Source organism: Parasphingorhabdus sp. (assembly GCF_039939955.1).
Taxonomy (GTDB): Bacteria; Pseudomonadota; Alphaproteobacteria; order Sphingomonadales; family Sphingomonadaceae; genus Parasphingorhabdus.
The window spans coordinates 573,879-595,595 of sequence record NZ_JBDVHS010000002.1 but is presented as its reverse complement, the minus strand read 5'-3'; the positions used below and the strand labels follow the sequence as shown (position 1 = coordinate 595,595).

The window sequence follows — 21,717 nt, the reverse complement described above, 5'->3', positions numbered from 1 at the left end:
GACTATCGTCAGGTCCGCGCCATCCTCGCTATTATAGGCGTAAATACCGGCAGAATAATATGTTTCACCACAGCCTTCCGCTGATGCCGTGCCCGTCGCCGTGCCGGTCGCGGTGATCGAAAGCGCGCCACTGCCATAGTTGCGCGCATAAATGCCCCTAACCCCGCCAGTCGTAGCGGCCGCATTGATGGTCAGGTCCGTGCCAGCGCTGCTGTTGATAGCATAAATGCCGTCATCATCCGTGCCTTCGCCCGTTGTCGGGCCCGTTGCGGTGATCATAAGCGCGCCACTGCCATAGTTGCGCGCATCAATACCGTCATCCCCGCCAGTCGTAGCCGCCGCATTGATGGTCAGATCCGTGCCAGCGCTGCTGTTATTGGCATTTATACCTTCTCCAAGCGTCCCCGCTACCGTGCCCGTCGCGGTGATCGATAGCGCAGCGCTGCCAGTGTTGTGCGCAGAAATGCCGCGAAACCCGCCAGTCGCACCGGCCGCATTGATGGTCAGGTCCGTGCCAGCGCTATTGTTACGAGCAGAAATGCCGGATCCAGACGTGCCCGTTACCGTACCGGTCGCGGTGATCGAAAGCGCGCCACTGCCATAGTTGGCCGTATCAATACCGGTAATCTCGCCGGTCGTAGCGGCCGCATTGATGGTCAGGTCCGTGCCACCGGTACTGTTGAAAGCACTAATGCCGTCATCATCCGTGCCCGTTGTCGTACCCGTCGCGGTGATTGAGAGCACGCCACTGCCATCGTTGCGCGCATCAATACCGGCATACCCGCCGGTCGTATCTGCCGCATTGATGGTCAGGTCCGTGCCAAAATTTCTAGCACTAGTGCCGTCATCATCTGTGCCCGTTGTCGGGCCCGTTGCGGTGATCGAAAGCGCGCCACTGCCATCGTTGCGCGCATCAATGCCGTCACCCCCGCCAGTCGTTTCGGCCGCATTGATGGTCAGGCTGGTGCCAGCGGTACTGTTAAAAGCATAAATGCCGTCAGCATACGTGTTCTTGCCCGTTGTCGTGCCCGTTGCGGTGATCGTAAGCACGCCACTGCCATAGTTGCGCGCATTAATGCCGCTTATCCCGCCAGTCGTATCTGCCGCATTGATGGCTAGGTCCGTGCCAGCGCTGCTATTATCAGCATCGATACCATTATAATACGTGCTCGTTACCACGCCCTCTACCGCTACCGTGCCCGCTACCGTGCCCGTCGCGGTGATCGATAGCGCGCCACTGCCATCATTATTAGCAAGGATACCGTGTTTTCCGCCACTTGCGTTAACCGCTTCTATGGTCAGGCCACCCGTCCCCGAAGCACTTTGGTCCGCATGGATACCATGTTCGTCGATGCCCTTTGCCGTGCCGGTGGAAGTGATCGATAGCGCGCCACTGCCGTCATGATCAGCAAAAATACCGTTCTTCTGGCCATAGGCATCATGCGCCTCAATGGTCAGATCCGTACCGGAAGAATTGGACGCATAAATAGCATCGCCATTTTTACCTTCTACGCCGCCCGTCGCGGTGATCGTAAGAGCACCACTGCCATTATGATCGGCAAAAATTCCGTTCTTCGCACCGTACACGTCAGCCGCCTCAGGCGCACCGATCCCCGCGTCCGATATGATGGTCAGGTCTGTGCCATCGGCACTATTTTTAGCATAAATGCCATCGCCATCTTTGCCCTCTACGGCACCGGTTGAGGTGATCGAAAGCGCGCCGATGCCGTCATTAACAGCAGCAATACCGCTATCCCCGCCAGTCGTGTCGGCCGCATTAATGGTCAGGTCGGTGCCAGCGCTGCTGTTGAAAGCATTAATGCCGCCTTCAAGTATGCCCGTTGTCGTGCCCGTCGCGGTGATCGATAGCGCGCCCGTGCCATCATTATCAGCTTTGATACCGATACTGTTACCAGTCGTAGCAACCACATTGATGGTCAGATCCGTGCCAGCGCTGCTGTTATCAACAAAAATGCCGTATCCATGCGTCCCCGCTACCGTGCCCGTCGCTGTGATCGAAAGCGCGCCACTGCCATCATTGTCTGCATTGATACCGTGATCCATGCCGGTCGCACCGGCCGCATTGATGATCAGAGCCGTACCATAATTTCTAGCAAAAATGCCGTCTTCATCCGTGCCCGTTGCCGTGCCCGTCGCAGTGATTGAGAGCACGCCACTGCCATCATTGCCTGCATTGATACCGTAAGCCCCGCCAGTCGCATCCGCCGCATTGATGGTCAGATCCGTACCATTGCTGCTATTATGAGCACGAATGCCAACGCCGTAAAACGCGTTAATGCCCGTTGCCGCGCCCGTCGCGGTAATCGAAAGCACACCACTGCCCTCGTTGCGTGCATCAATACCGGCATATATGCCGGTCGTAGCGGCCGCATTGATGGTCAGATCCGTACCATTGCTGCTATTATTAGCAAGAATGCCAACGCCGTAAGTGCCATTGCCCGTTGTCGTGCCCGTCGCGGTAATCGTAAGCGCGCCACTGCCATCATTATCAGCAAGAATACCGTAACCCCCGCCAGTCGTATCGGCCGCATTGATGGTCAGGTCCGTGCCTTCATTTCTAGCAAGAATGCCGGTCCCATCACCCGTTGTCGTGCCCGTCGCGGTGATCGAAAGCGCGCCAGTGCCGTCATTGTCTGCATAGATGCCGTTATCCCCGCCGGTCGTAGCGGCCGCATTGATGGTCAGGTCCGTGCCACTATTATCAGCAAAAATGCCGTCATCATACGTGCCCGTTGTCGTACCCGTCGCAGTGATTGAGAGCACGCCACTGCCAAAGTTGCGCGCTTCAATACCGTTCTCCCCGCCGGTCGTAGCGGCCGCATTGATGGTCAGGTCCGTGCCACTATTATCAGCAAAAATGCCGTCTTCATCCGTGCCCGTTACCGTGCCCGTCGCGGTAATAGAAAGCGCGCCACTGCCAAAGTTGCGCGCTTCAATACCGTTATCCCCGCCGGTCGTAGCGGCCGCATTGATGGTCAGGTCGGTGCCATAATTTGTAGCAAAAATGCCCTCTCTATCCGTGCCCGTCGCCGCACCCGTCGCGGTAATAGAAAGCACACCACTGCCATAGTTGCGTGCATCAATACCGTCATCTCCGCCAGTCGCATCCGCCGCATTGATGGTCAGGTCCGTACCATTGCTGCCATTATCGGCACGAATGCCAACGCCGTAATACGTGTCAATGCCCGTTACCGTGCCCGTCGCGGTAATCGTAAGCGCGCCACTGCCCTCGTTATAAGCATTAATACCGTCATAACTGCCGGTCGTAGCGGCCGCATTGATGGTCAGGTCCGTGCCAGCGCTGCTATTACTAGCAGAAATACCGTCGTCGTCAGTGCCCGTTGTCGTGCCCGTCGCGGTAATCGTAAGCACGCCACTGCCATAGTTGCGCGCATCAATACCGTCAGTCCCGCCAGTCGTAGCGGCCGCATTGATTGCTAGATCCGTACCATAATTTTTAGCAAAAATGCCCTCTCCATCCGTGCCCGTTGCCGTGCCCGTCGCCGTGATCGTAAGCGCGCCACTGCCCTCGTTATAAGCATGAATACCGTATTCCCCGCCGGTCGTAGCGGCCGCATTGATGGTCAGATCCGTGCCAAAATTTCTAGCATAAATGCCCACGTTATCCGTGCCCGTTGCCGTACCCGTCGCCGTGATCGTAAGCGCGCCACTGCCCTCGTTATAAGCATGAATACCGTCATCCCCGCCGGTAGTAGCGGCCGCATTGATGATTAGGTCCGTGCCAGCGCTGCTATTAGTAGCATAAATGCCGTCTTCAAACGCACCCGTTGCCGTGCCCGTCGCCGTGATCGTGAGCGCGCCACTGCCCTCGTTATCAGCATGAATACCGTAATCCCCGCCGGTCGTAGCGGCCGCATTGATTGCTAGATCCGTGCCAAAATTTCTAGCAAAAATGCCCTCTCCATCCGTGCCCGTCGCCGCACCCGTCGCGGTAATCGTAAGCGCGCCACTGCCATTGTTGTCAGCATCAATACCGTCATTCCCGCCAGTCGTAGCGGCCGCATTGATGGTCAGATCCGTACCATCGCTGCTATTACTAGCTCTAATTCCGTCTGAAGCCATGCCCGTTGCCGTGCCCGTCGAAGTGATCGAAAGCGCGCCAGTGCCGTCATTGTCTGCATAGATACCGTTATGCCCGCCAGTCGTAGCGGCCGCATTGATGGTCAGATCCGTACCATAATTTCCAGCAGAAATGCCGTCTTCATCCGTGCCCGTTGCCGTGCCCGTCGCGGTGATCGAAAGCGCGCCACTGCCAAAGTTGTGCGCATTGATACCGTTATCCCCGCCGGTCGTAGCGGCCGCATTGATGGTCAGATCCGTGCCATAATTTTCAGCAGAAATGCCATCACCGGTCGTGCCCGTTGCCGTACCCGTCGCCGTGATCGTAAGCGCGTTCTGGAAAATGTTGAGCGCAGCAATGCCGGCATCACCCCCTTGAATCGCCCCGCCATTCTCATCCTGGATGAAGATAATACCGTACACGCTGGACAGGACAAATCCCTGATCGCCTAACGTGTCAACCGTCACGCTGTCATCCACATTGACCACCAGATCGTCGCCCCCAAACAGTGACTGCACGGAAGTGGAAGGACCGGCACAATTGTATATGCCTGGATCCACTTCGGTGCAAATAGACTGTGCTGCTGCCGGAGAGGAAGTCATCACAAGGGCGACCGCCGCCACAGAGACCGAACCAAATAATTGCCCCATGACCGGGGCAATGCTTGCTGCCTGCCCCCTCAACTTAGTCAATCGCCCACCACGGACAGTTCCATAACCGCACTCTACTGTTGCATTATTCGCCGCGATCTTATTATTCATAATCTGTACTTTACTCTAATTTGCAAATTAAATCTTGGGAACTTTGTCTATGCTTTCGGTGGCTTATCTATTTTCGCCTCCGGCGACTTCGCATAGGTAATCAGATTCGCGATTTCCGCGGAAACCGGGCTGACCGACATCATGCAGGCAGCGCCTGGAATGACCTCAACATCATAAAGTTCGGAAACAGCGCCATCGATGCGGAACCAATCAACACAACTATTCTTGGTCAGGTCGATCACCTGCACACCGCACCATGCTTCGCTGTCAGCATCTTTCAGACGCTGGTCCAATGCCAGACCTTCAAACCGTTGATAGCGGGGCTTGGACAGGCCAACAAAAGCATGGTTGCCGTGGAAAGCCAGACCCCGCAAAAAGCCGGGGCAGAAAATGCGGGGGACAAATTTGCCCTTGCCGCTGGCCGCGCCTTCGACCACGCCCAATTCGCCCGTGCCGGCATTCAAAATCCACAGCTCGCCATTGTGCAGCCGGGGCGAATGCGGCATCGAAAGCCCTTCGCAGACTATCCGATTGTTCTGGACATCGATAACCACGCCGCCATCGCTGCGCCGGTCACGCCAGCCGTCAATCGTGTTCGATTTGCTAACCGCCGTCACATAGGCGGGCTTGCCAGCATCCATCGCCAAGCCATTCAGGTGGCAACGATCCTCACCAATCAGCTCACTGATAAAATCAGGCCGCCAAATCTCTCGAAAGCTATGGCGCGGGTCAACGGTGGCAAGGCAGTTAAAGCGGGTGTTTACAAAAATCGGCTGGCCGTCTTCGCCCAGACCGACATCATGCGCATCAAGCGCTCCGGTAATATGCATGGTGCGCGGCACAAAGCAGCGATCGAACATATTGTTAATCTGCTCATCGGGGGCAAGAGCATCCTCAAGCCGCATGATCTGATAGCCGCCAGCCAATGTGATACGGCCGTCGCCTTCATATTTGATGCCCATCGGTTTGGGCATGGCACATTCATGCAAATGCAGGCCGGTTTTGGGGCTGCTGCCCAGCAGATAAAAAAGGCCCGACTGATAGGATGTGATCGCCAGAGAAATATCGAGCGACCGCATCAGGCTGAGCAAAGATCCCGATTGAGAATAGGTGATCGTTGACGGCGAACTCTTGTCCGCAACGACCGCCTTATCCGCAGCCTTCGTGCCCGCGGCAGATGCCGTGCGAGACTTTGCGCCGGCCCGGCTTTTTTTAGCCGCAGTAACCTTGCCGGTCTTTTTTCCTCGAACAGCCCCAGAATCAGCCAAATCAATACTCCACTATACAAACAACATTTGGTGCGACCCAACAGCTGCAAGAATCTGGACATAATATTTCGGGTGAATTGTGGACCTTGCGAACAGTTACCCCCCCGAGCAGATATTTGTAATCTAATGTAAAAGGGATTCGCGGTCAAATATTTTGTAAATTAATGTAAATACGGGGGAAACTCGAGCCCTCTGACCTATGGAATCAGGCCCGCCCAATGATTAACGACGCTTTTCAATCGCGCAGCATGATGGGCAGCAGATCAGTCTGCATCGGCAAGGATGACTGCTCGTCAAATTGGTGCGGGCTAGGCCTCAGGCACTGCGTAACAGTCGCGGTAGGAGGTCAGCTTGCCATCCGCGACCTTGTACAGGCCGACGCCTTCAATATCGCCATCGGGGCGTTTCCACAGCCAGCGCGACCAGGCGACCGTTTCATCGCCAGCGATCTCCAGCACTTCAAAATGCATCTTCTTGTCGGCCAATTCCTTGGTGAGGTGGTGCAGCAGGGCGGAGATCGCCTCGATGCCCTCGACCCGTCCGATGGCGGGATCTTCAAACACCGCATCATCGGCAAACAGCGGGATCAGCTTGCTATAGTCATGGCCGTCCTGAAGGGTCCAGAATCGTTCGATCAGCTCTTTTGCCTGTGCCATATCTATCCCCTCACTCGCTCATGATCGCATTATATTTCAGCGTCTGCTTTTCCAGCGCCGCTTCAAACGCCTGCTCTAGCTTGCCGATCAAGACGGGAAAACCGCTGTCGTCGACAAACGCCAGAGGATCGCCCGCGGCCAGTCGTTCCTGCTTCGCGGCCATACCGAAAAACTCGGGATGGTTGGACAGAAAGACATCCGGTTTCCAGTCCTTGGTCATCGCGAACGTCTTACGATAATCTTCGACAATCCCTTCATATTGCGGCGGCCCGACCAGACGGTTTGCTGCGACCGTTGCGGAGCAGAAAAACAGCGTCTCATAGCGCTTGCCCCCTTGCATGATATCGGTCGTCCAAGAGGTGCAGCCACGCGAGTGACCGGGCGTGATATGCGCGGTGAGCGTCACATCGCCGAGCGTCACCGTCTCCCCGTCGGAAATGATTTGATCCACCCTGACCGGCGGTGCGTTCATCGAGGCCTCGTCCTCCGATCCAAGATAAAAACCGCCCTCCAGCGCCGATCGATCGCCTTCACTGGCGATAAATTTTGCGCCGGTCAGCTGCTTCAATTCGGCAAGGCCACCGCTATGATCGAGATGGGCATGGCTGTTGAGCAGAATTTTGACATCGGCCGGATCATAGCCCAGCTTCTTTATGGCTTCGGCGACATAGGCGCCCTGCCCCGGCATCCCGCCATCGATCACGATATGGCCGTCTTCCGTGGGGATGAAATACATGCCCAGCCCCTTGGTGCCGACATAATATATCCCCTGACCTTCGCTACCGATCACGCGAAACGGTTCGACATTTGCAAACCAGGTGGGAAATCGTTTCTGTGCAGCGGAGAGCGCGGCGCTATCATCGGCACGCTCGTCGCTTGCCACCTGCCCGCCGGATCGACCGGTGCCATCATCGGACACCACTGGCGCGCAGGCCGCAAGGCCCGATAATCCCAACAGCAAACCCCATTTTATCGCGCGCATATATTTTCTCCCTCTACGCCTCTTATCTATCGGGGACGCGCCATGCCAACCGCTATCTTTCGAAATGCTGAACCGTTGCTTCGTCCATCGGGAACATCAGTTCGATCCGTGTCTCGCCCGCCTTGATATCCTGCACCGAACCGAACTGGGCGATGACGGAGAAGAGCGACAGGCGGTTTTCGCCGATCCGGAAGATTGTCGGGATCACCGCCTGATTGAGATTGATCGATCCCAAATCGGCCTGCCGGACCCGTTCATGGCCCGCCAGCCGGCTGGCCAGCGCGGAGAGCCTATCATCCCCGCCCAGCTCCAGTATCTCGGTGCGCAGCCGCGACAACGAAAGCACCGCGACCTCGTCCCAATTTTCGATCAGGTCGAGAGCCGCGCTTTTGATCAATAGGTCGATCAGATTGGCCGGACCGCCGGGGCTCGCCAGCGCCAGAATCATCTGTGCGCCCTTATTGCTGCTGACGATATTCCAGTGGCGGTCGATGGCATAGCCGGGAAAAGGATCATGATGGTCGAGCATCGCGCTGATCGCCTGCTGGACCGGAGCCAGTTCGGGCGCGTCGTCGGAAAGACTGGGATAGACCGGCGCAAAGCCCGCGGCATGGAGCGCCTGATTGGTGGCCGGGCGCGGCAGATGGAGCGCTTCGGACAGGCGCAGCACCATCTCGCGACTGGGATTCGATCGGCCGGATTCGAGAAAGCTCAAATGGCGGGCCGACATTTCGGCCTCGAGGCTGAGATCAAGCTGGCTGAACCGCCGCGTCTTCCGCCAGTCCTTCAATATCGCGCCAAATTCCGACGGCATGGTCGCCTCCCTCATCCTGTGCCTGACCGGACCGACAGATAGCATGAAATGCGGCACATGCACTTACCCGGCAGGTAATTGTTTTGATGACCGGCCTGTGGTTTACCACGAACATCTAGGAATGAGGAGCAGATCATGTCACCACAAGCCGCTGGCCGCTATATCCGCATTGTCGGGATTTTTTCGATTTTCGTCGCCATATTATTCGCCTTCGCCGGGGTGAATGACTTTACCGGCGCCAATGATATATTCTTCCACCTCGCGTCCTCCGGCGGCAATGGCGTAGCCGGTCTCGACACGCCGGAAGCAAAAATGGCGATGGCGATCGCCGGCGGTGTCTTTGCCGGCATGATGGCCATGTACGTCTTCATCACCGCGCCGGGCATAGAACAAGGCAGCGATCTGATCCGTAAGGGATCGATCACTACATTTCTGGTCTGGTTCGTGATTGACAGCGGCGCATCGGTGGCATCCGGAAATGCGCCAAACGTCATCCCCAATGCCATATTCCTGATCGTCTATCTGACGCCGCTGCTACTGGTGAAGCGGACCGCCTGAAAAAACCGTGCGCTGCACATCGCAACGCTAGGTCCGGCCGTTCACATCCTTGACCCATGGGCCGAAGGGAGAGGCGCCCAGCATCGCAACCTGTGTCTGGGCGCTGACCTCGTTGATACCCAGCTGCGGTTTGCCGCCGGGATGAACGGGGAGACGTAATGGTCTTTTGCCCGGCGCCTTCGCGATGACGTCGGCGATCGCGCGCGGCACATCCATCGGATCGGTCGAACCGCCACCATCACGCAAGGCACCAGCGACCAAAGCCTGATAGGCGGCCTTGCGCGCATCATCGGCACGGTCCAGCATCGGCGCGGTCAACTTGTTGCCATTGTCCCAAATTTTGGTCGGGAAGCCGCCTGGCTGGACAATGGTGACATCAACACCATGTGGGACCAGTTCATAAGCCATTTGTTCGCTCATCGATTCCACTGCAAATTTGGTGGAACTGTAGAGCCCCATGCCCGGCACCATCACCCGGCCAAGCTGTGACGACACATTGATAATCAAACCGGATTTCTTCGCACGCATCTTCGGCAGAGCGGCGCGCGCGACCCGCTGATACCCCATGACATTGGTATCAAAGAGCAGCTGCATCGCTTCCATATCTTGCAGTTCCACCGGAGCGCCCGTGCCGATCCCGGCATTGTTGATCACAACATCAAGCGCGCCGCCATTGAGCCGTTCGGCCTCGGCGACCGCATTGTTCACGGACTCATCGGACAGGACATCCAGCTCAAGGATGGTGATATCCAGCCCGCCATCTTTCGCCGCCTGTTCCAGCGCTGCGCCTTCGGCGCGCGGCAGGTTGCGCATGGTGGCAAACACTTTCGCGCCCTGTTCCGCATAGAGTATCGCACCAAGATAGCCGAAGCCGGAGGAACAACCGGTAATCAGCACCGACTTGCCGGTCAGATCCGCCAATGCATCTGCAGAGGCATTGGCGGAACAAGCGGTCAGCGCAACGCCGGTTGCAGCCGTAGCAGCGAGCAATTGGCGGCGATTGATGGACGAATATTTGCTGTCTTTTGACATCGAAGGACTCCTAAATTTCAAAATCGCTGTTACACTATCACAAAATCCGTTCCGAGGAGAACGGGATAATCGGGAGAGCATGATGCAGATTTCAAAAGCCAGCGAAGCGGTGGGCGCCATTGTCGAAAATGTCGACGTCACTGCGTTGACCGACGCGGAATTTGCCGATGTCCATCAGGCTTTTCTCGACCATGGTACATTGTTTTTCCGTGACCAACATCTGACTCCCGAAGAACATATCGCCTTTGCCGAACGCTGGGGCGCTATCGACTTCAACCGCTTTTTCAAACGGCGCGACGGCTATCCGGAAATTGCCGAGGTGCTCAAAGAGCCCGATCAACAGCTCAATATCGGCGGCGGCTGGCATACCGATCACAGCTATGATGCCGCACCAGCCATGGGGTCCATCCTCTATGCGCTGGAAATCCCGCCCAGCGGTGGCGACACATTATTCGCCGGAATGGCCGCAGCCTATGAGGCGCTAGATGACGCCATGAAAACCCGGATCGCCGGTCTGAAAGCGCGGCACGGCAATGCGCATATTTTCGGGGAAGAAAGCGAATATCGCAAAGGATTTGAAGGGCGCTATACCAATGCCGATCAGGCTGGGCAGACGGCGGTACATCCGGTCGTGCTGGCCCATCCCGAAACGGGCGTGAAAGGGCTGTATGTCAATCCCGGATTCACCCTCGAGATTGTCGATATGGAAGCGCAAGAGAGCCAGGCCCTGCTGCAAGAACTATATACCCATATCATGCAGGACCGGTTCCATCACCGGCACAAATGGCATGAAGGTGATCTTGCGATGTGGGATAACCGGTCGACTTGGCACTATGCAATGAACGACTATCAAGGGCATCGGCGCTATCTGAACCGGATTACCATTGAAGGTGTTCCGTTAGGCTAATCTGCCGATCGGGAATCAGCCCGCCAAACCAAGCGCCACAAAGGCCACGGTTCCAAGCGCCAACGAAACGAGAGTCTTACGGCGATAGGCCTTGGCCAACAGTCCCACAACCAATCCACCGACGATGACCAGGAACAAAGCGATCCCCGCAATCAATTGATAGGTCTTAAAGATCGCCGGACCATGGCCTTTGTGCAACTCCATCATCGAATATTGGAAACCCGGCTTGTGCAGAGACGCCTGCAGGCCGTCCGGCGTTTGGTTGATCCTTGCGAAGGTACGCGAAGTCGGTCGAGTGGTCATTTTACCACCACGGCTGCGGACGCTTTCAATGTCCAGATCAATGTTCTGGGCGGCAAGAATGGCGGTAATATCCTGCTTCAACGTCGGGCTATCCGGGTCGAGCTGGGTGTCGGCAGGCAAAGTCAGATCAATATCCACTATCGCAGGATCAACACCCGCCAATTTCAGCGCGCCCGTCGTGCCGACCAGCAGGAAGGATGGCGCCAGAAAGGCAGCAAGGAACAGGTGAACCAATATCAAAAGGTTCCTGAGTTTCGGCTTGTTCACTGAAAGATTCCTTAGCGTTTAAATCGGCTCGCAAATTTTGTGAAACCAAGGTGCAATTTCTGCCTGTCGGATCGACCGATCATTTCCCCCAACAATCCATGAAAATGCTCCGACTGATCTTGCACAACTGACGTAACCAGATCAACAACCAACATTTCATCATAGCTTGTCTGGGAACAGCACGGGCGATGTACCGCCATCGGTTCAGGCCAACATTCATTCATGATTTCGACAATATGCGCAAAATGCCCGGCCGCGATTTCATCGCCCAATTGCTTGGTCAAATAGGGTTTTGGGTCTTGGCGTTTCTTCCACGCCAAGACAGCGATCCGCATCGCGACGACTACCCGCATTTGCGCAGCAGGCATGGCCGATAGCTTGGGGGTAGCGGCCAGCGACTGCGCAAATGCGGATATTGGTTGTCTCATCAATATTCTGCTGATGTAGCGGTTTTCTTTGCAGCAGTTTTGACAGGACGTTTAACAGTAGCCTCTCGGATAAGGGATTGCGCTTCCTTGACCGCATCGGCCTCTGAAAGCTTGCCCTCGGAGATTTCGGTACCCATGCCCAAGAGCCGTGCACTGATCACGGTTCCGGTATGCGCTTCTTCTTCAACCGTCACACCGCCCGTTGCGGCGATAGCGGCATCCCATTCGGCACGGACTTTTTCCCAATATGCTTGGGTCTTTGTCCAATAGTCATCGGCAGCGCTTACCGTATAGCCATCGAATTTCTTATAGGTGTTGAGCACCGATTCCTGAACATAGGGGACGGCTTTGCCATCAACCATCTTCATCTTGGTATTGTCCTGCCAATGAATCCAGCCACCGGGCATCGGCTGATGACGGTTTATAGCCTGATAATGGTCATAGACCGGATTGCGTACAGCATCGCGGCGCGCCAAAGGCCGAGCGGTCCAGTCGCTCGTCCAGCTGCGGACGCCGTTGACCGTTTTCCATTTCCCCAGACCACCATAGCGGGGACTGTCATCGACCTGCCATACCGTCTGCGACCAGCTACCGGAACGTTCTGATTCCGGAACATCCTTGTTCACCCATTTTCCGGCATCTTCATAAACCAGCACATTGCTAGGCTGGTACACCCAGTCTTGCCGCCAATGTTTGATAACAAATGTATTGCCTTCATGCTCCGCCACCAAAAGATGCTGGAGGACGATTTCGGTGCCCGTGTCTTTGATGACCCGCACACTTTCATGACCACCGGAAATCTTGGCTTTGATAGGCTCATAGTCATCGCGCCATGTCGTGGTTTCCGCCATGTCGAATTTGACTTTATAGTCCCCGGCCATCGCCAATATGTCGGCACGGTCCTGTTCAAAGGATGCCTGCACTTCGGTGGCAGCCATTTGCCTTTGATCACCATTGGCCAAGGCCGGTGTCGTGGCCATGGCCAGTGCGAACAAGGCCGCACCAAATTGTGTTTTCAATTTCTTATTCATAGTAACTTCTCCCCCAAAAAAATTAGAATGATACGCTCAGCGAAACGCTCGCGTTGCGGCCCGGCTGCGTGAATGCGTCCGTTATATTCGAGGTTTCAGCAACCCCTCGGACGCTGCTCCACAACCAGTATTTCTTGTTCGTAATGTTGAATATTCCAGCCCGAATTTTGAAATTATCGGTGACCCGGAAAAATGCGGTAGCGTCGATAATCGCGGATTCCTGAGGCCGGAAACAGTCAGCAGAACATACACCAACTGTCTCATTGGCTTCCTTCTGCGCATTGTAACTCAGGACCACTTCACCGCCGAATGCGCCCGTAGGTTCACGATAACCCAGACCCAAAATTGCATTGATAGGATCGACAGTACCCAGCGAGGCAGACGGATTGTTTGGCGAATTTACGGTACCATCGGCAAAAGCAATGGCAAAACGCGCGCGGAAACCATTGTCGGCTTCATAGCTGGCTTTCGCTTCCACGCCTTTGACGCTGACATCATCAAGATTGACGAATTGATAGACAGCAGGGTCACCAGGAGTGAAGCTACCGCCAACCACTTCCTGACTGATGAAGTCAGAATAGTCTGCGGTAAACGCCGTCAGCGACAATTTGACGCCGTCGGTCGCATAGCGAATGCCGGCCTCAAAGCTGTCGCTGGTTTCCGGACCCAGATCCGGATTGGCAAGCGATGTGTAACCAAAGGCAAGATTTTCGAAGAAATTATTGACCTGACTAGGCGTCGGCGCCCGGAAACCGCGGGCATAGTTACCGAACAAACGGACATCGCCCAATTTGACGACCGCACCCAGTTTTGGAGACAATTTCGAACCGTCCTGTCCGCTTGGCGTGAAGCTCGGCAGCAGCGGATCGTCGGTTGGATTCAAGTCGTAGAAGTCGTAGCGGAGTGCAGGATATAGGGTGACCACACCATCTCCAAATTCAATGGCGTCTCCGACATAGAAACCGCCAAGCGTGAAATCCGTTTTTGGAAAAGCGCGGGTGGGAAAAACTTCTCCAAAAGGGGGCTCTGTGCCATCGCGCAGACCGTCTTGCTCGGTCTTGCTGATGTCACCGCCGAAGGTCAGCGTATGCTTGACCGAACCCGTACTAAAAGTTGACCGGAAATCTGCGACCGCTCCGATAACTTCATTATTGAACGTGTTCAGCCTTTCCCTATCCGGGCGCGGAGTGGCAGAAGTTGCCGTGCGCTCTTCAAAAGCAAATTGCTGATCTTTACCATCCTGCCAATAAGCAGCAAGATGGGCATAATCGATAAAGCCGGAACTCTCTTCGCCAGCATCATAGGTATAATCAATCGAGGCGCGACCCCGTTTGGTTTCATCCTGTGCTGTCAGATTATCAACGATCCAGCTGGGGTTCGGGCCAAAGAGGAAAACCGGGCCGCGACCGGAAAGAACCTCTGAAGCAACTTCACGCTCCAGATATTCACCGGTCAGGCGCACTTTATGAGAACCGTTTTCCCAGAACAGCTTACCAAGAAACGCGTTTGACTCGCCATCCTGCGGGTTGGGCGTTGTACGGCTCGCATCTTCGGCGTCGATGGTGCCCTTGTTATCAAGCTCTTCAAAATCGCGGCGCGAATAAGCCAACATGGCAGAAAAATCGCCTGTCTGTCCGGCCAGCGCCACAGTTTCGGAAAATTCCTGATCCGCGGAACTATATTGCGCCCGGGCGAAGCCGCCAAAACTATTGCCATCGCTGATGAAATCAACCGGATCGGAGGTGATGAAGCTGACCGCCCCAGATAGGCCATCACTGCCATAAAGGGCCGACGCCGGGCCGCGCAGAATTTCTACCGACTTGATCAGACCGACATCCGTCGCATTGCCGCGCCCGACTTGCTGGGCGCCAAATGTATAGCCTTGTGGAGAGCGGATGCCATCGACCTGGATGAGAACACGGTTGCCGCCAATGCCGCGAATATTGAAATCTTCGTTCCCGGCCCGGCCCGTCGTGCCAAGAGCCGCACCAAAGCGTGCAGGCGCGCGGCGAACCGTTACACCTGGCTCAAACCGCACGATATCGCGAACATCCGTCGCCAGTTCATCGGCAATCCGTTCCTGATCAATGACCGTAACCGTTGCAGGCGCGTCTTCGACTTCAACCGGTGCGCGAGTCGCCGTGACCGTGATGGTATTGTCATCCTCAAAACCAGCTGCCTCATCAGCCGCCATTGCCGCCTGAGAGAAGCCCAGTGCAAGAAAACTACAGGTGACGGCCATGCCCCGATGCCGGAAGTTCGATTTCATTGATTTAAGTTCCTGATTTAATGATAATGAGAATGATTCTCATTCGTAGGTAGTGAATTGGGAGTGAGTCTGTCAAACACTAATTGTAAAATTGCAGAATCTGGCGCGCTCTGGCGCCTTGTCCGAAGCGTGCGCCACTGACAACAACCGCCGCGCAGGGTGCAAGCAGCTGTTTTCTCAATCGAATCAAACGATGTTAAGGGGACAGGATGATATTCAAACATCCGTCAGGGCGAGCAGCTATCACACTGCACCACCCACCCCGCACAACGCAAGTCATGCGGGGACAAAGCCCTTGTGCGGGCTATTTCAAGACAACCGGCTGTTAGTGGGCAATGCCATCCGCACGCAGCGCGGCAATTTTTTCCGCAGTGAAGCCCAGCGCATCCAGAATTGAATCCGTATCGGCGCCATCCTCTTTCAACATGGCCGGCGCCGAAGGACGGGCACCGTTCATTTCAATCGGTAAAACAGGGAGCTTGGTCGTCGTTCCATCGGACAATGTGACATCTTCCAGTCCCCCACTCGCAACCAAATGCGGATCCTCGAACATATCTTCCGGCCGCGCTATCGGCGCAAATGGCAGGCCAGTACCATCCAATATAGCGATCAGATCGTCGCGCTTATAGGTTGCTACCAGTTCGCGGATTTGCGGCATGATACGATCGCGCGCAGCCACGCGATTGTTATTCTCGCGGATGCTTTCGTCGGCCCATAGGTCGTCGAGCGCGAACAGCTTGCAGAATTTCTCCCACAAGGCATCGGTCACAACGCCGATGAAGATCGGATCATCCTTTGTCTGAAACACATCGTAGATAGCCCAGGCCGAAATACGCGCAGGCATCGGGTCCGCGGCTTTTCCGGTGACCGCTTTCTGTGCCATATGCTGCCCGATCAAATAGACGGTCGTCTCAAAGAGGGAGCTTTGCACCTTCTGTCCCTTGCCGGTCCGGTGTCGTTCCTCGACCGCCGCAAGAATGGCGATAACACCGAACATCCCGCCGGTTACGTCGATGACACTGGAACCCGCACGCAGGGGCTGTCCCGGCGGGCCAGTCATATAGGCAAGCCCGCCCATCATCTGGGCCACTTCATCCAGCGCCGTGCGGTTTTCATAGGGACCGGGCAGAAAGCCTTTTTCCGAACAATAGATAAGACGATCATTATTCTCGGACAGCGCGTCATAGCCAAGGCCCAGTCGATCCATGGCACCGGGCCGGTAGTTTTCGACCAAAATGTCAGCATCGGCGACAAGTTTTCTGGCAATATCCAATCCCTCGGGATCTTTGAGGTTCAGCGAGACGCTCTGCTTATGCCGGTTGTACATCGGAAAATAGCCCGAGCCGGAACCGACCAAATTGCGGGTCCGGTCGCCGCCAATGGGCTCGATGCGAATGACCTCTGCGCCGAGCGAGGCAAGAATGGCGCCGACAGCGGGGCCCATGACCATATGGGTGAATTCAACGACCTTTAAACCGGCCAGGGGAGTAGTTTGGGTCATGCAGCTGCTTTCTCAAATCCAAGGGGGAGACCGGCGTCAGGTGTGAAGCCGTATAGGGGTTCACCGGGGAGCGCTTCGGCAACGATATCCCGGACTTTCAGTAATTTTTCGAGATTAATACCGGTGTCGATGCCCATCGCTTCCAGCATGAAGACCAGATCTTCCGTCACGATATTGCCCGACGCGCCGGGGGCGAAGGGACATCCGCCAAGGCCGCCCAACGAACTATCAAAGGTAGTGATGCCTTCGCTTAGACCAGCCATGACATTGGCCAGCCCCAAGCCGCGTGTATTGTGCAAATGCAGCGTATTGAGCTTATCCTCTCCGATCGCCGCTTTGACCTTGCGCACCAACCGCGTCACGTGCGCGGGGTTAGCATAGCCTGTGGTGTCGGACAGGCCGCATTCGGCAACACCGGCTTCCATCGCGGCTTCGGCTAGGCGAACAATCTGCTCATCAGATACCGGTCCTTCGAGCGTGCAGCCAAAAGCCGTCGACAGACCAACTTCGAAATGCGGTCTTTGATCTTCCGGCTGCTCAGCCACCAAGTCAGCAATGGCCTTGATCTCGGCGATCATCTCCGGATGGTCTTTGCGGACATTGTTGATCGAGTGGGTTTCCGACATGGAAAAGGGAATCGACATCTTGTCGACACCACAAGCGATGGCCCGCTCGGCGCCCTTGAGATTGGGGATCAACGCGACCACATCCAAATTCTCTATGGTCTTGGCAAATGCAACAATCTCTGCCGTGTCGGCCATTTGCGGGAGCAATGCAGGCGGCACAAAACTGCCCACTTCAATCTCTGTCACGCCGGCTGCAGCCTCGGCCGCGATCCAAGCCTTTTTGGCTTCTGTCGGCATCACGCGATCTACACTTTGCAGGCCATCCCGCGGTCCGACTTCGCTGATTGTGACCGATTGGGTCATGCATTTGCTCCTAAATATATCCATGGGCGAGCGGCGCGGTCAGCGCTTTGCCAACGCGTAATTTCATCCGCCATCTTCAAACTGAGGTCGATTGCATCCAAGCCTTCGAGCAGCATGGATTTGGCTTCTTCTTCGATCGGGAATGTCCAACACTTGCCGTCGGCGGTTTTGATTGTCTGCGACGGAAGATCGATTGTGATAGGCTCCGCCAACCGTTCAATTTCCGCAATTGCGGCAGGGTCCAGCACCGCAGGCAAGATGCCGTTCCGAACGCAATTTCCAGCAAATATCGGCGCGAAACTGGGCGCGACAACAGCACGATAGCCGAATTCGGCCAGCGCCCATACGGCATGTTCCCGGCTCGACCCACAGCCAAAATTAACTCCGCCCAAAATGATTTGGCTGTCGGCATAGGTGCCATCATTCATCACAAAATCGCTATTGGGTTCGCGACCGCCAATTTCTGTATAGCGCCAGCCAGCGAACAGTCCGTCGGCCAACCCGGTCTTGCCCGTGCTTTTCATTTCACGCGACGGAATGATCTGATCGGTATCAATATTGTCCCGGATCAGCGGCATCGGCAACGAAGTGAGAATGGTAAAAGGTGCGGCCATCAGATCGTCTCGCTTTCCACAAGATCCCGAGGGTCGGCAATCACGCCGGCAATGGCACTGGCAACCACCGTCTCCGGACTGGCGATATGGGTTTTGACATTGGGCCCCTGACGGCTTTCGAAATTCCGGTTGGTGGTCGAAATCACCCGTGATCCTTCGTCAAAGCTTTCCCCGCCTGCAAAGAAGCACATTGAGCAACCGCTTTCGCGCCATTCAAATCCAGCATTTTTGAAAATCTGATCAATGCCTTCCGCCTCTGCTTCGCGTTTCACCCGCGACGAACCGGGCACACAGATGGCCTTGATGCCCACGGCAATTTTGTGACCCTTTAGCAAAGCAGAGGCACGACGGAGATCGGACAATCGGCTGTTGGTGCAGCTACCGATGAAGGCGGCGTTGATCGGCACGCCCTTGATCGCCTGACCTTTGTCCAGCGCGATATAGTCGAGCGGCGATGCGGCAGCATCTTCGGGAACCGCAGCATCAACGACAATGGTCTGGCCTGGACTAGTGCCCCAACTGACCATCGGCGCAATGGTACTCGCATCAATTTCTATTTCCTGATCGAAAATGGCTCCGGCATCGGTGGCCAGACTGCGCCAGCTTTCCACCGCCTGATCCCATTCAACACCGCGGGGCGCATAGCGCCGGACTTTTAAATATTCGAACGTCTTTTCATCCGGCGCGATAAATCCCGACATGGCTGAAAATTCGGTCGCCATATTGCAGAGCGTCATGCGCCCTTCCATATCGAGCGCGGAGACCGCATCACCGGCAAATTCGACGGCATGGCCTTTGCCACCCGCTGCACCATATTGAGCAAGCAGCGTAAGGATCATATCCTTAGGCGTGATAGAGCCGGGCAGCTTTCCTTTAAACGTCACCCGCATTGACTTTGGCTTGTTCAAACGAAGCGTGCCAGTTGCCATCGCATGCTCGGCTTCCGATGATCCGATGCCCCATGCCAGCGCGCCAAAAGCGCCCTGCGTACAAGTATGGCTATCAGGCGCGATGAGAGTGCAGCCGGGTAAGACAATGGCCAGTTCCGGCGAGATGACATGAACAATCCCCTGATCGGGATCATTGACATCGAACAGGGTAATGCCGGCCGCTTTTGCTGCCGCCCGTGTCTCCGTAATGAACGCCTGACCACCCGGCATGAGCGTCTGGTCCGTCCGCCCCGGCCGGGTATCAACAATATGATCGGTCACGGCAAACACCCGCGCGGGATCCATCACTGTGCGGCCTGCTTCGGCCAGCGAATTTAACGCAGCCGCGCCTGTCCGTTCGTGCAGAAACACCCGATCAATAGCAATAAGCGCGCCGCCGCCGGGTAAATCGGCGACAACGTGGCTGGACCATAGTTTGTCAAAAAGAGATTGCGGCTGATTCAGATTACATGTCCCATTTCTTTGTCGATCGCGCGCCAGTCTTTGGTCACGAATGTCTCCTGTATCGCGGTGCGTGTTTCCAGCTTACCGTCGCGGATCCAGTGCCAGGTGCGGCACCGGTTTTGCCCATCATCACTAATCTGGATTTGCTCGTACAGATAGAGAGAAGGGTCGCCAGTGCGTTGCCAATAGAGCATCACGGTACGATTATATTCATCGAGCGGGACTTCCGCAGCCCAGCCTATAATCAAATCATTATTCCACCATATACGATTGTCCCGATATTCGGCGGGAAATTCACGGATTTCGGCTTTCCCATCAGCCCATGTATAGTGATTGGTCTGGTGATATGGCGCTTTGCTTTCATCATCCGGAAAGCGGCAAAGCAAGCGCGAACCATGTTCGTCGATCTTTTCGTTTTGCGCGTTAAAATAAGTATATGTGCCGTCCCAAACGCCTTCATGGCGAGCCAAAAGCGGCATATCTTCGCGAATTCCCATCATTATTCCTCGGGTTGATTGTCTATCTAGTCTGTAATGCAATATGATATGCTTTCGCCGCTCGCGCGTTGAGCCGCTCCAGATGCCGTTCAGCCAATATGTCCGGTCGCAACTGATCTGGATCAAATGAAATAGCATGGGCGGTCGCGGCCTCATACCATGGCTCAAACATCACCGTTGCACGCACGATCTGCCATGCTTTGGTGAGATAATTGCCAAAGCGGTCGGGCGAAAGATCAGGGTAGAGCAATTTGGCGTCGCCAACCGGCAGCGGCTCGTAATCGATCCTATCGACATCCAATTGCGTCGCACATGCGGTAATGAGCTTTGACCAGCTCGCCCAATCCGTCGGGGCCTCGCCCATCCAATCGTCCGACAGGCCATGTCCGGCAAGATCGATATATAGCCCATCATCATCACCGCATTTGGGCGCAGCTTTACCCGGTGCGTGCACGGATAGGGTCGATGCCGCCCTGTTACCACGCCAGTGGATAAGGCCGTTGAAATTCTCAATTTCAACAGCGATAAATCCTTCATCCGCTGTTTCTTGCAACGCCGTCACCAATTCGGTTTCAGTCGCTAGAAGATGTTCCAGACTAGCAGCCTGATGCTCGTCAGGAGTGGCGACCTTGCGGGCCGACCATGACGGCGGCATCGCACCGAGACGATCGATATGTTCCTGCAGCGGATCGCCATCATAGGCACTGATCAGACAAGGCGGCACTGGCGCGTCCGCCGCCGGGATGTCACGTGGTGCGCGCAGGACCGCGCCATAGCCTGACTGATAGGCATTGCCCGCATCCAGCATTTCCCGAACCACAGCATCAACCCGCAACGGATCATCATTGGCCACCGAAAGCCGGTGCTCGTCGTCGGTGGCGAACCAAGGGAAAAACCAGCTCTGTTCCAATATCCGGTTCCACAGCCAGGCCAGATGCTCGCCATATTGTGACGGATGAAATTCAGGCAGATATTTGTCACTGAACAGATTCATCTCTTCCGGCGTCCAGATTGCATAGCCGCCGATCGCTAATGCGGTGAACCGATTCGCATGCCGTTTCACCGCGGTCACCAGAATGATTCCGCCGCTATGAAAACCATAAGCCGCGCATTTTTCTATGCCGAGCGCATCCACCAATTCTATCAGAGCATCGGCATATTCATTAATTTCCGGCTTTCCTGACAACGCATCAGATTGCCCAAAACCCGGCGTGTCCGGCGCGATGCAGGTGAAGTGATTGGCCCATTTCTGCATCAACGGTTCATATTCTTTTGAACTGCGCGGACTCTGATGAACCATCAACAGCGGAGGGCCTTTGCCCGCCAAGCGATAATGAACGCGGCGTTTATTGCCGTTCGTATCGACGTCTATAAAATGGCGTGTAATCATAAACCCTAATTTGT

Annotated in this window: 18 protein-coding genes; 2 read left to right on the top strand and 16 right to left on the bottom strand. The window is 55.6% G+C overall.

Annotated elements, in window-relative coordinates:
* The 5 genes from ABJG22_RS03090 to ABJG22_RS03070 all read right to left on the bottom strand — a co-directional run.
* Nucleotides 1–4,863, bottom strand: a 4,863-nt coding sequence (locus ABJG22_RS03090; protein ID WP_348018767.1) for a hypothetical protein, incomplete at its 3' end; no start/stop codon positions are given.
* 47 nt (nucleotides 4,864–4,910) lie between these two features.
* Nucleotides 4,911–6,131, bottom strand: a complete 1,221-nt coding sequence (locus ABJG22_RS03085; protein WP_348018766.1) for a TIGR03032 family protein — start codon at nucleotides 6,129–6,131, stop codon at nucleotides 4,911–4,913.
* 308 nt (nucleotides 6,132–6,439) lie between these two features.
* Nucleotides 6,440–6,787, bottom strand: coding sequence for a nuclear transport factor 2 family protein (locus ABJG22_RS03080; protein ID WP_348018765.1), 348 nt, complete (start codon nucleotides 6,785–6,787; stop codon nucleotides 6,440–6,442).
* 10 nt (nucleotides 6,788–6,797) lie between these two features.
* On the bottom strand, nucleotides 6,798–7,769 hold the full coding sequence (gene bla, locus ABJG22_RS03075; RefSeq protein ID WP_348018764.1) for a subclass B3 metallo-beta-lactamase: 972 nt from the start codon (nucleotides 7,767–7,769) through the stop codon (nucleotides 6,798–6,800).
* A 52-nt stretch (nucleotides 7,770–7,821) separates the two neighbouring features.
* Nucleotides 7,822–8,583 carry a helix-turn-helix domain-containing protein gene (locus ABJG22_RS03070; protein WP_348018763.1) on the bottom strand — a complete coding sequence of 254 codons (762 nt, stop codon included), beginning with the start codon at nucleotides 8,581–8,583 and terminating at the stop codon, nucleotides 7,822–7,824.
* A 135-nt stretch (nucleotides 8,584–8,718) separates the two neighbouring features.
* Here ABJG22_RS03070 and ABJG22_RS03065 point away from each other — a divergent pair, with 135 nt between their 5' ends.
* A complete protein-coding gene (locus ABJG22_RS03065) occupies nucleotides 8,719–9,141 on the top strand; it encodes a hypothetical protein (protein WP_348018762.1) in 423 nt (140 codons plus the stop codon).
* Nucleotides 9,142–9,168: 27 nt separating this feature from the next.
* On the opposite strand, the gene ABJG22_RS03060 is transcribed toward ABJG22_RS03065, so the two are convergent.
* On the bottom strand, nucleotides 9,169–10,173 hold the full coding sequence (locus ABJG22_RS03060; RefSeq protein ID WP_348018761.1) for an SDR family oxidoreductase: 1,005 nt from the start codon (nucleotides 10,171–10,173) through the stop codon (nucleotides 9,169–9,171).
* Between the two features lie 79 nt (nucleotides 10,174–10,252).
* On the opposite strand from ABJG22_RS03060, the gene ABJG22_RS03055 reads away from it, so the two are divergent.
* Nucleotides 10,253–11,080, top strand: coding sequence for a TauD/TfdA family dioxygenase (locus tag ABJG22_RS03055; protein WP_348018760.1), 828 nt, complete (start codon nucleotides 10,253–10,255; stop codon nucleotides 11,078–11,080).
* A gap of 15 nt (nucleotides 11,081–11,095) precedes the next feature.
* On the opposite strand, the gene ABJG22_RS03050 is transcribed toward ABJG22_RS03055, so the two are convergent.
* The 10 genes from ABJG22_RS03050 to ABJG22_RS03005 all read right to left on the bottom strand — a co-directional run bounded on the left by ABJG22_RS03050 (nucleotide 11,096) and on the right by ABJG22_RS03005 (nucleotide 21,703).
* The gene (locus tag ABJG22_RS03050; protein ID WP_348018759.1) at nucleotides 11,096–11,650 is read right to left on the bottom strand and encodes a hypothetical protein; all 555 of its coding nucleotides are present in this window, start codon (nucleotides 11,648–11,650) and stop codon (nucleotides 11,096–11,098) included.
* Nucleotides 11,651–11,661: 11 nt separating this feature from the next.
* Nucleotides 11,662–12,078: a hypothetical protein gene (locus ABJG22_RS03045; protein WP_348018758.1), complete on the bottom strand. Its 417-nt coding sequence runs from the start codon at nucleotides 12,076–12,078 to the stop codon at nucleotides 11,662–11,664.
* A complete protein-coding gene (locus ABJG22_RS03040) occupies nucleotides 12,078–13,109 on the bottom strand; it encodes a DUF6607 family protein (RefSeq protein ID WP_348018757.1) in 1,032 nt (343 codons plus the stop codon). Before ABJG22_RS03040 ends, ABJG22_RS03045 begins: the two co-directional genes overlap by 1 nt.
* 22 nt (nucleotides 13,110–13,131) lie before the next feature.
* Nucleotides 13,132–15,378, bottom strand: coding sequence for a TonB-dependent hemoglobin/transferrin/lactoferrin family receptor (locus tag ABJG22_RS03035; protein WP_348018756.1), 2,247 nt, complete (start codon nucleotides 15,376–15,378; stop codon nucleotides 13,132–13,134).
* Between the two features lie 325 nt (nucleotides 15,379–15,703).
* Nucleotides 15,704–16,879 carry a CaiB/BaiF CoA-transferase family protein gene (locus tag ABJG22_RS03030; RefSeq protein WP_348018755.1) on the bottom strand — a complete coding sequence of 392 codons (1,176 nt, stop codon included), beginning with the start codon at nucleotides 16,877–16,879 and terminating at the stop codon, nucleotides 15,704–15,706.
* Nucleotides 16,876–17,808 carry a hydroxymethylglutaryl-CoA lyase gene (locus ABJG22_RS03025; protein ID WP_348018754.1) on the bottom strand — a complete coding sequence of 311 codons (933 nt, stop codon included), beginning with the start codon at nucleotides 17,806–17,808 and terminating at the stop codon, nucleotides 16,876–16,878. Before ABJG22_RS03025 ends, ABJG22_RS03030 begins: the two co-directional genes overlap by 4 nt.
* Nucleotides 17,805–18,422, bottom strand: coding sequence for a 3-isopropylmalate dehydratase small subunit (gene leuD / locus ABJG22_RS03020; RefSeq protein WP_348018753.1), 618 nt, complete (start codon nucleotides 18,420–18,422; stop codon nucleotides 17,805–17,807). Before leuD ends, ABJG22_RS03025 begins: the two co-directional genes overlap by 4 nt.
* On the bottom strand, nucleotides 18,422–19,816 hold the full coding sequence (locus ABJG22_RS03015) for a 3-isopropylmalate dehydratase large subunit (protein ID WP_348018787.1): 1,395 nt from the start codon (nucleotides 19,814–19,816) through the stop codon (nucleotides 18,422–18,424). Before ABJG22_RS03015 ends, leuD begins: the two co-directional genes overlap by 1 nt.
* Nucleotides 19,813–20,316 carry a DUF3598 domain-containing protein gene (locus ABJG22_RS03010; RefSeq protein ID WP_348018752.1) on the bottom strand — a complete coding sequence of 168 codons (504 nt, stop codon included), beginning with the start codon at nucleotides 20,314–20,316 and terminating at the stop codon, nucleotides 19,813–19,815. The genes ABJG22_RS03015 and ABJG22_RS03010 overlap by 4 nt, the downstream gene beginning before the upstream one ends.
* Nucleotides 20,317–20,335: 19 nt before the next feature.
* Entirely contained in the window at nucleotides 20,336–21,703 is a 1,368-nt protein-coding gene (locus ABJG22_RS03005; protein ID WP_348018751.1) for an alpha/beta fold hydrolase, read from the bottom strand.
* Nucleotides 21,704–21,717: the final 14 nt, after the last annotated feature.

What these genes read in the sequence shown, in the direction of transcription:
- ABJG22_RS03080 (WP_348018765.1), bottom strand. Translation starts at nt 6,787, where the DNA reads ATGGCACAGGCAAAAGAGCTGATCGAACGATTCTGGACCCTTCAGGAC.
- bla (WP_348018764.1), bottom strand. Translation starts at nt 7,769, where the DNA reads ATGCGCGCGATAAAATGGGGTTTGCTGTTGGGATTATCGGGCCTTGCG.
- ABJG22_RS03070 (WP_348018763.1), bottom strand. Translation starts at nt 8,583, where the DNA reads ATGCCGTCGGAATTTGGCGCGATATTGAAGGACTGGCGGAAGACGCGG.
- ABJG22_RS03065 (WP_348018762.1), top strand. Translation starts at nt 8,719, where the DNA reads ATGTCACCACAAGCCGCTGGCCGCTATATCCGCATTGTCGGGATTTTT.
- ABJG22_RS03060 (WP_348018761.1), bottom strand. Translation starts at nt 10,173, where the DNA reads ATGTCAAAAGACAGCAAATATTCGTCCATCAATCGCCGCCAATTGCTC.
- ABJG22_RS03055 (WP_348018760.1), top strand. Translation starts at nt 10,253, where the DNA reads ATGATGCAGATTTCAAAAGCCAGCGAAGCGGTGGGCGCCATTGTCGAA.
- ABJG22_RS03045 (WP_348018758.1), bottom strand. Translation starts at nt 12,078, where the DNA reads ATGAGACAACCAATATCCGCATTTGCGCAGTCGCTGGCCGCTACCCCC.
- ABJG22_RS03040 (WP_348018757.1), bottom strand. Translation starts at nt 13,109, where the DNA reads ATGAATAAGAAATTGAAAACACAATTTGGTGCGGCCTTGTTCGCACTG.
- ABJG22_RS03035 (WP_348018756.1), bottom strand. Translation starts at nt 15,378, where the DNA reads ATGAAATCGAACTTCCGGCATCGGGGCATGGCCGTCACCTGTAGTTTT.
- ABJG22_RS03030 (WP_348018755.1), bottom strand. Translation starts at nt 16,879, where the DNA reads ATGACCCAAACTACTCCCCTGGCCGGTTTAAAGGTCGTTGAATTCACC.
- ABJG22_RS03025 (WP_348018754.1), bottom strand. Translation starts at nt 17,808, where the DNA reads ATGACCCAATCGGTCACAATCAGCGAAGTCGGACCGCGGGATGGCCTG.
- leuD (WP_348018753.1), bottom strand. Translation starts at nt 18,422, where the DNA reads ATGGCCGCACCTTTTACCATTCTCACTTCGTTGCCGATGCCGCTGATC.
- ABJG22_RS03010 (WP_348018752.1), bottom strand. Translation starts at nt 20,316, where the DNA reads ATGATGGGAATTCGCGAAGATATGCCGCTTTTGGCTCGCCATGAAGGC.
- ABJG22_RS03005 (WP_348018751.1), bottom strand. Translation starts at nt 21,703, where the DNA reads ATGATTACACGCCATTTTATAGACGTCGATACGAACGGCAATAAACGC.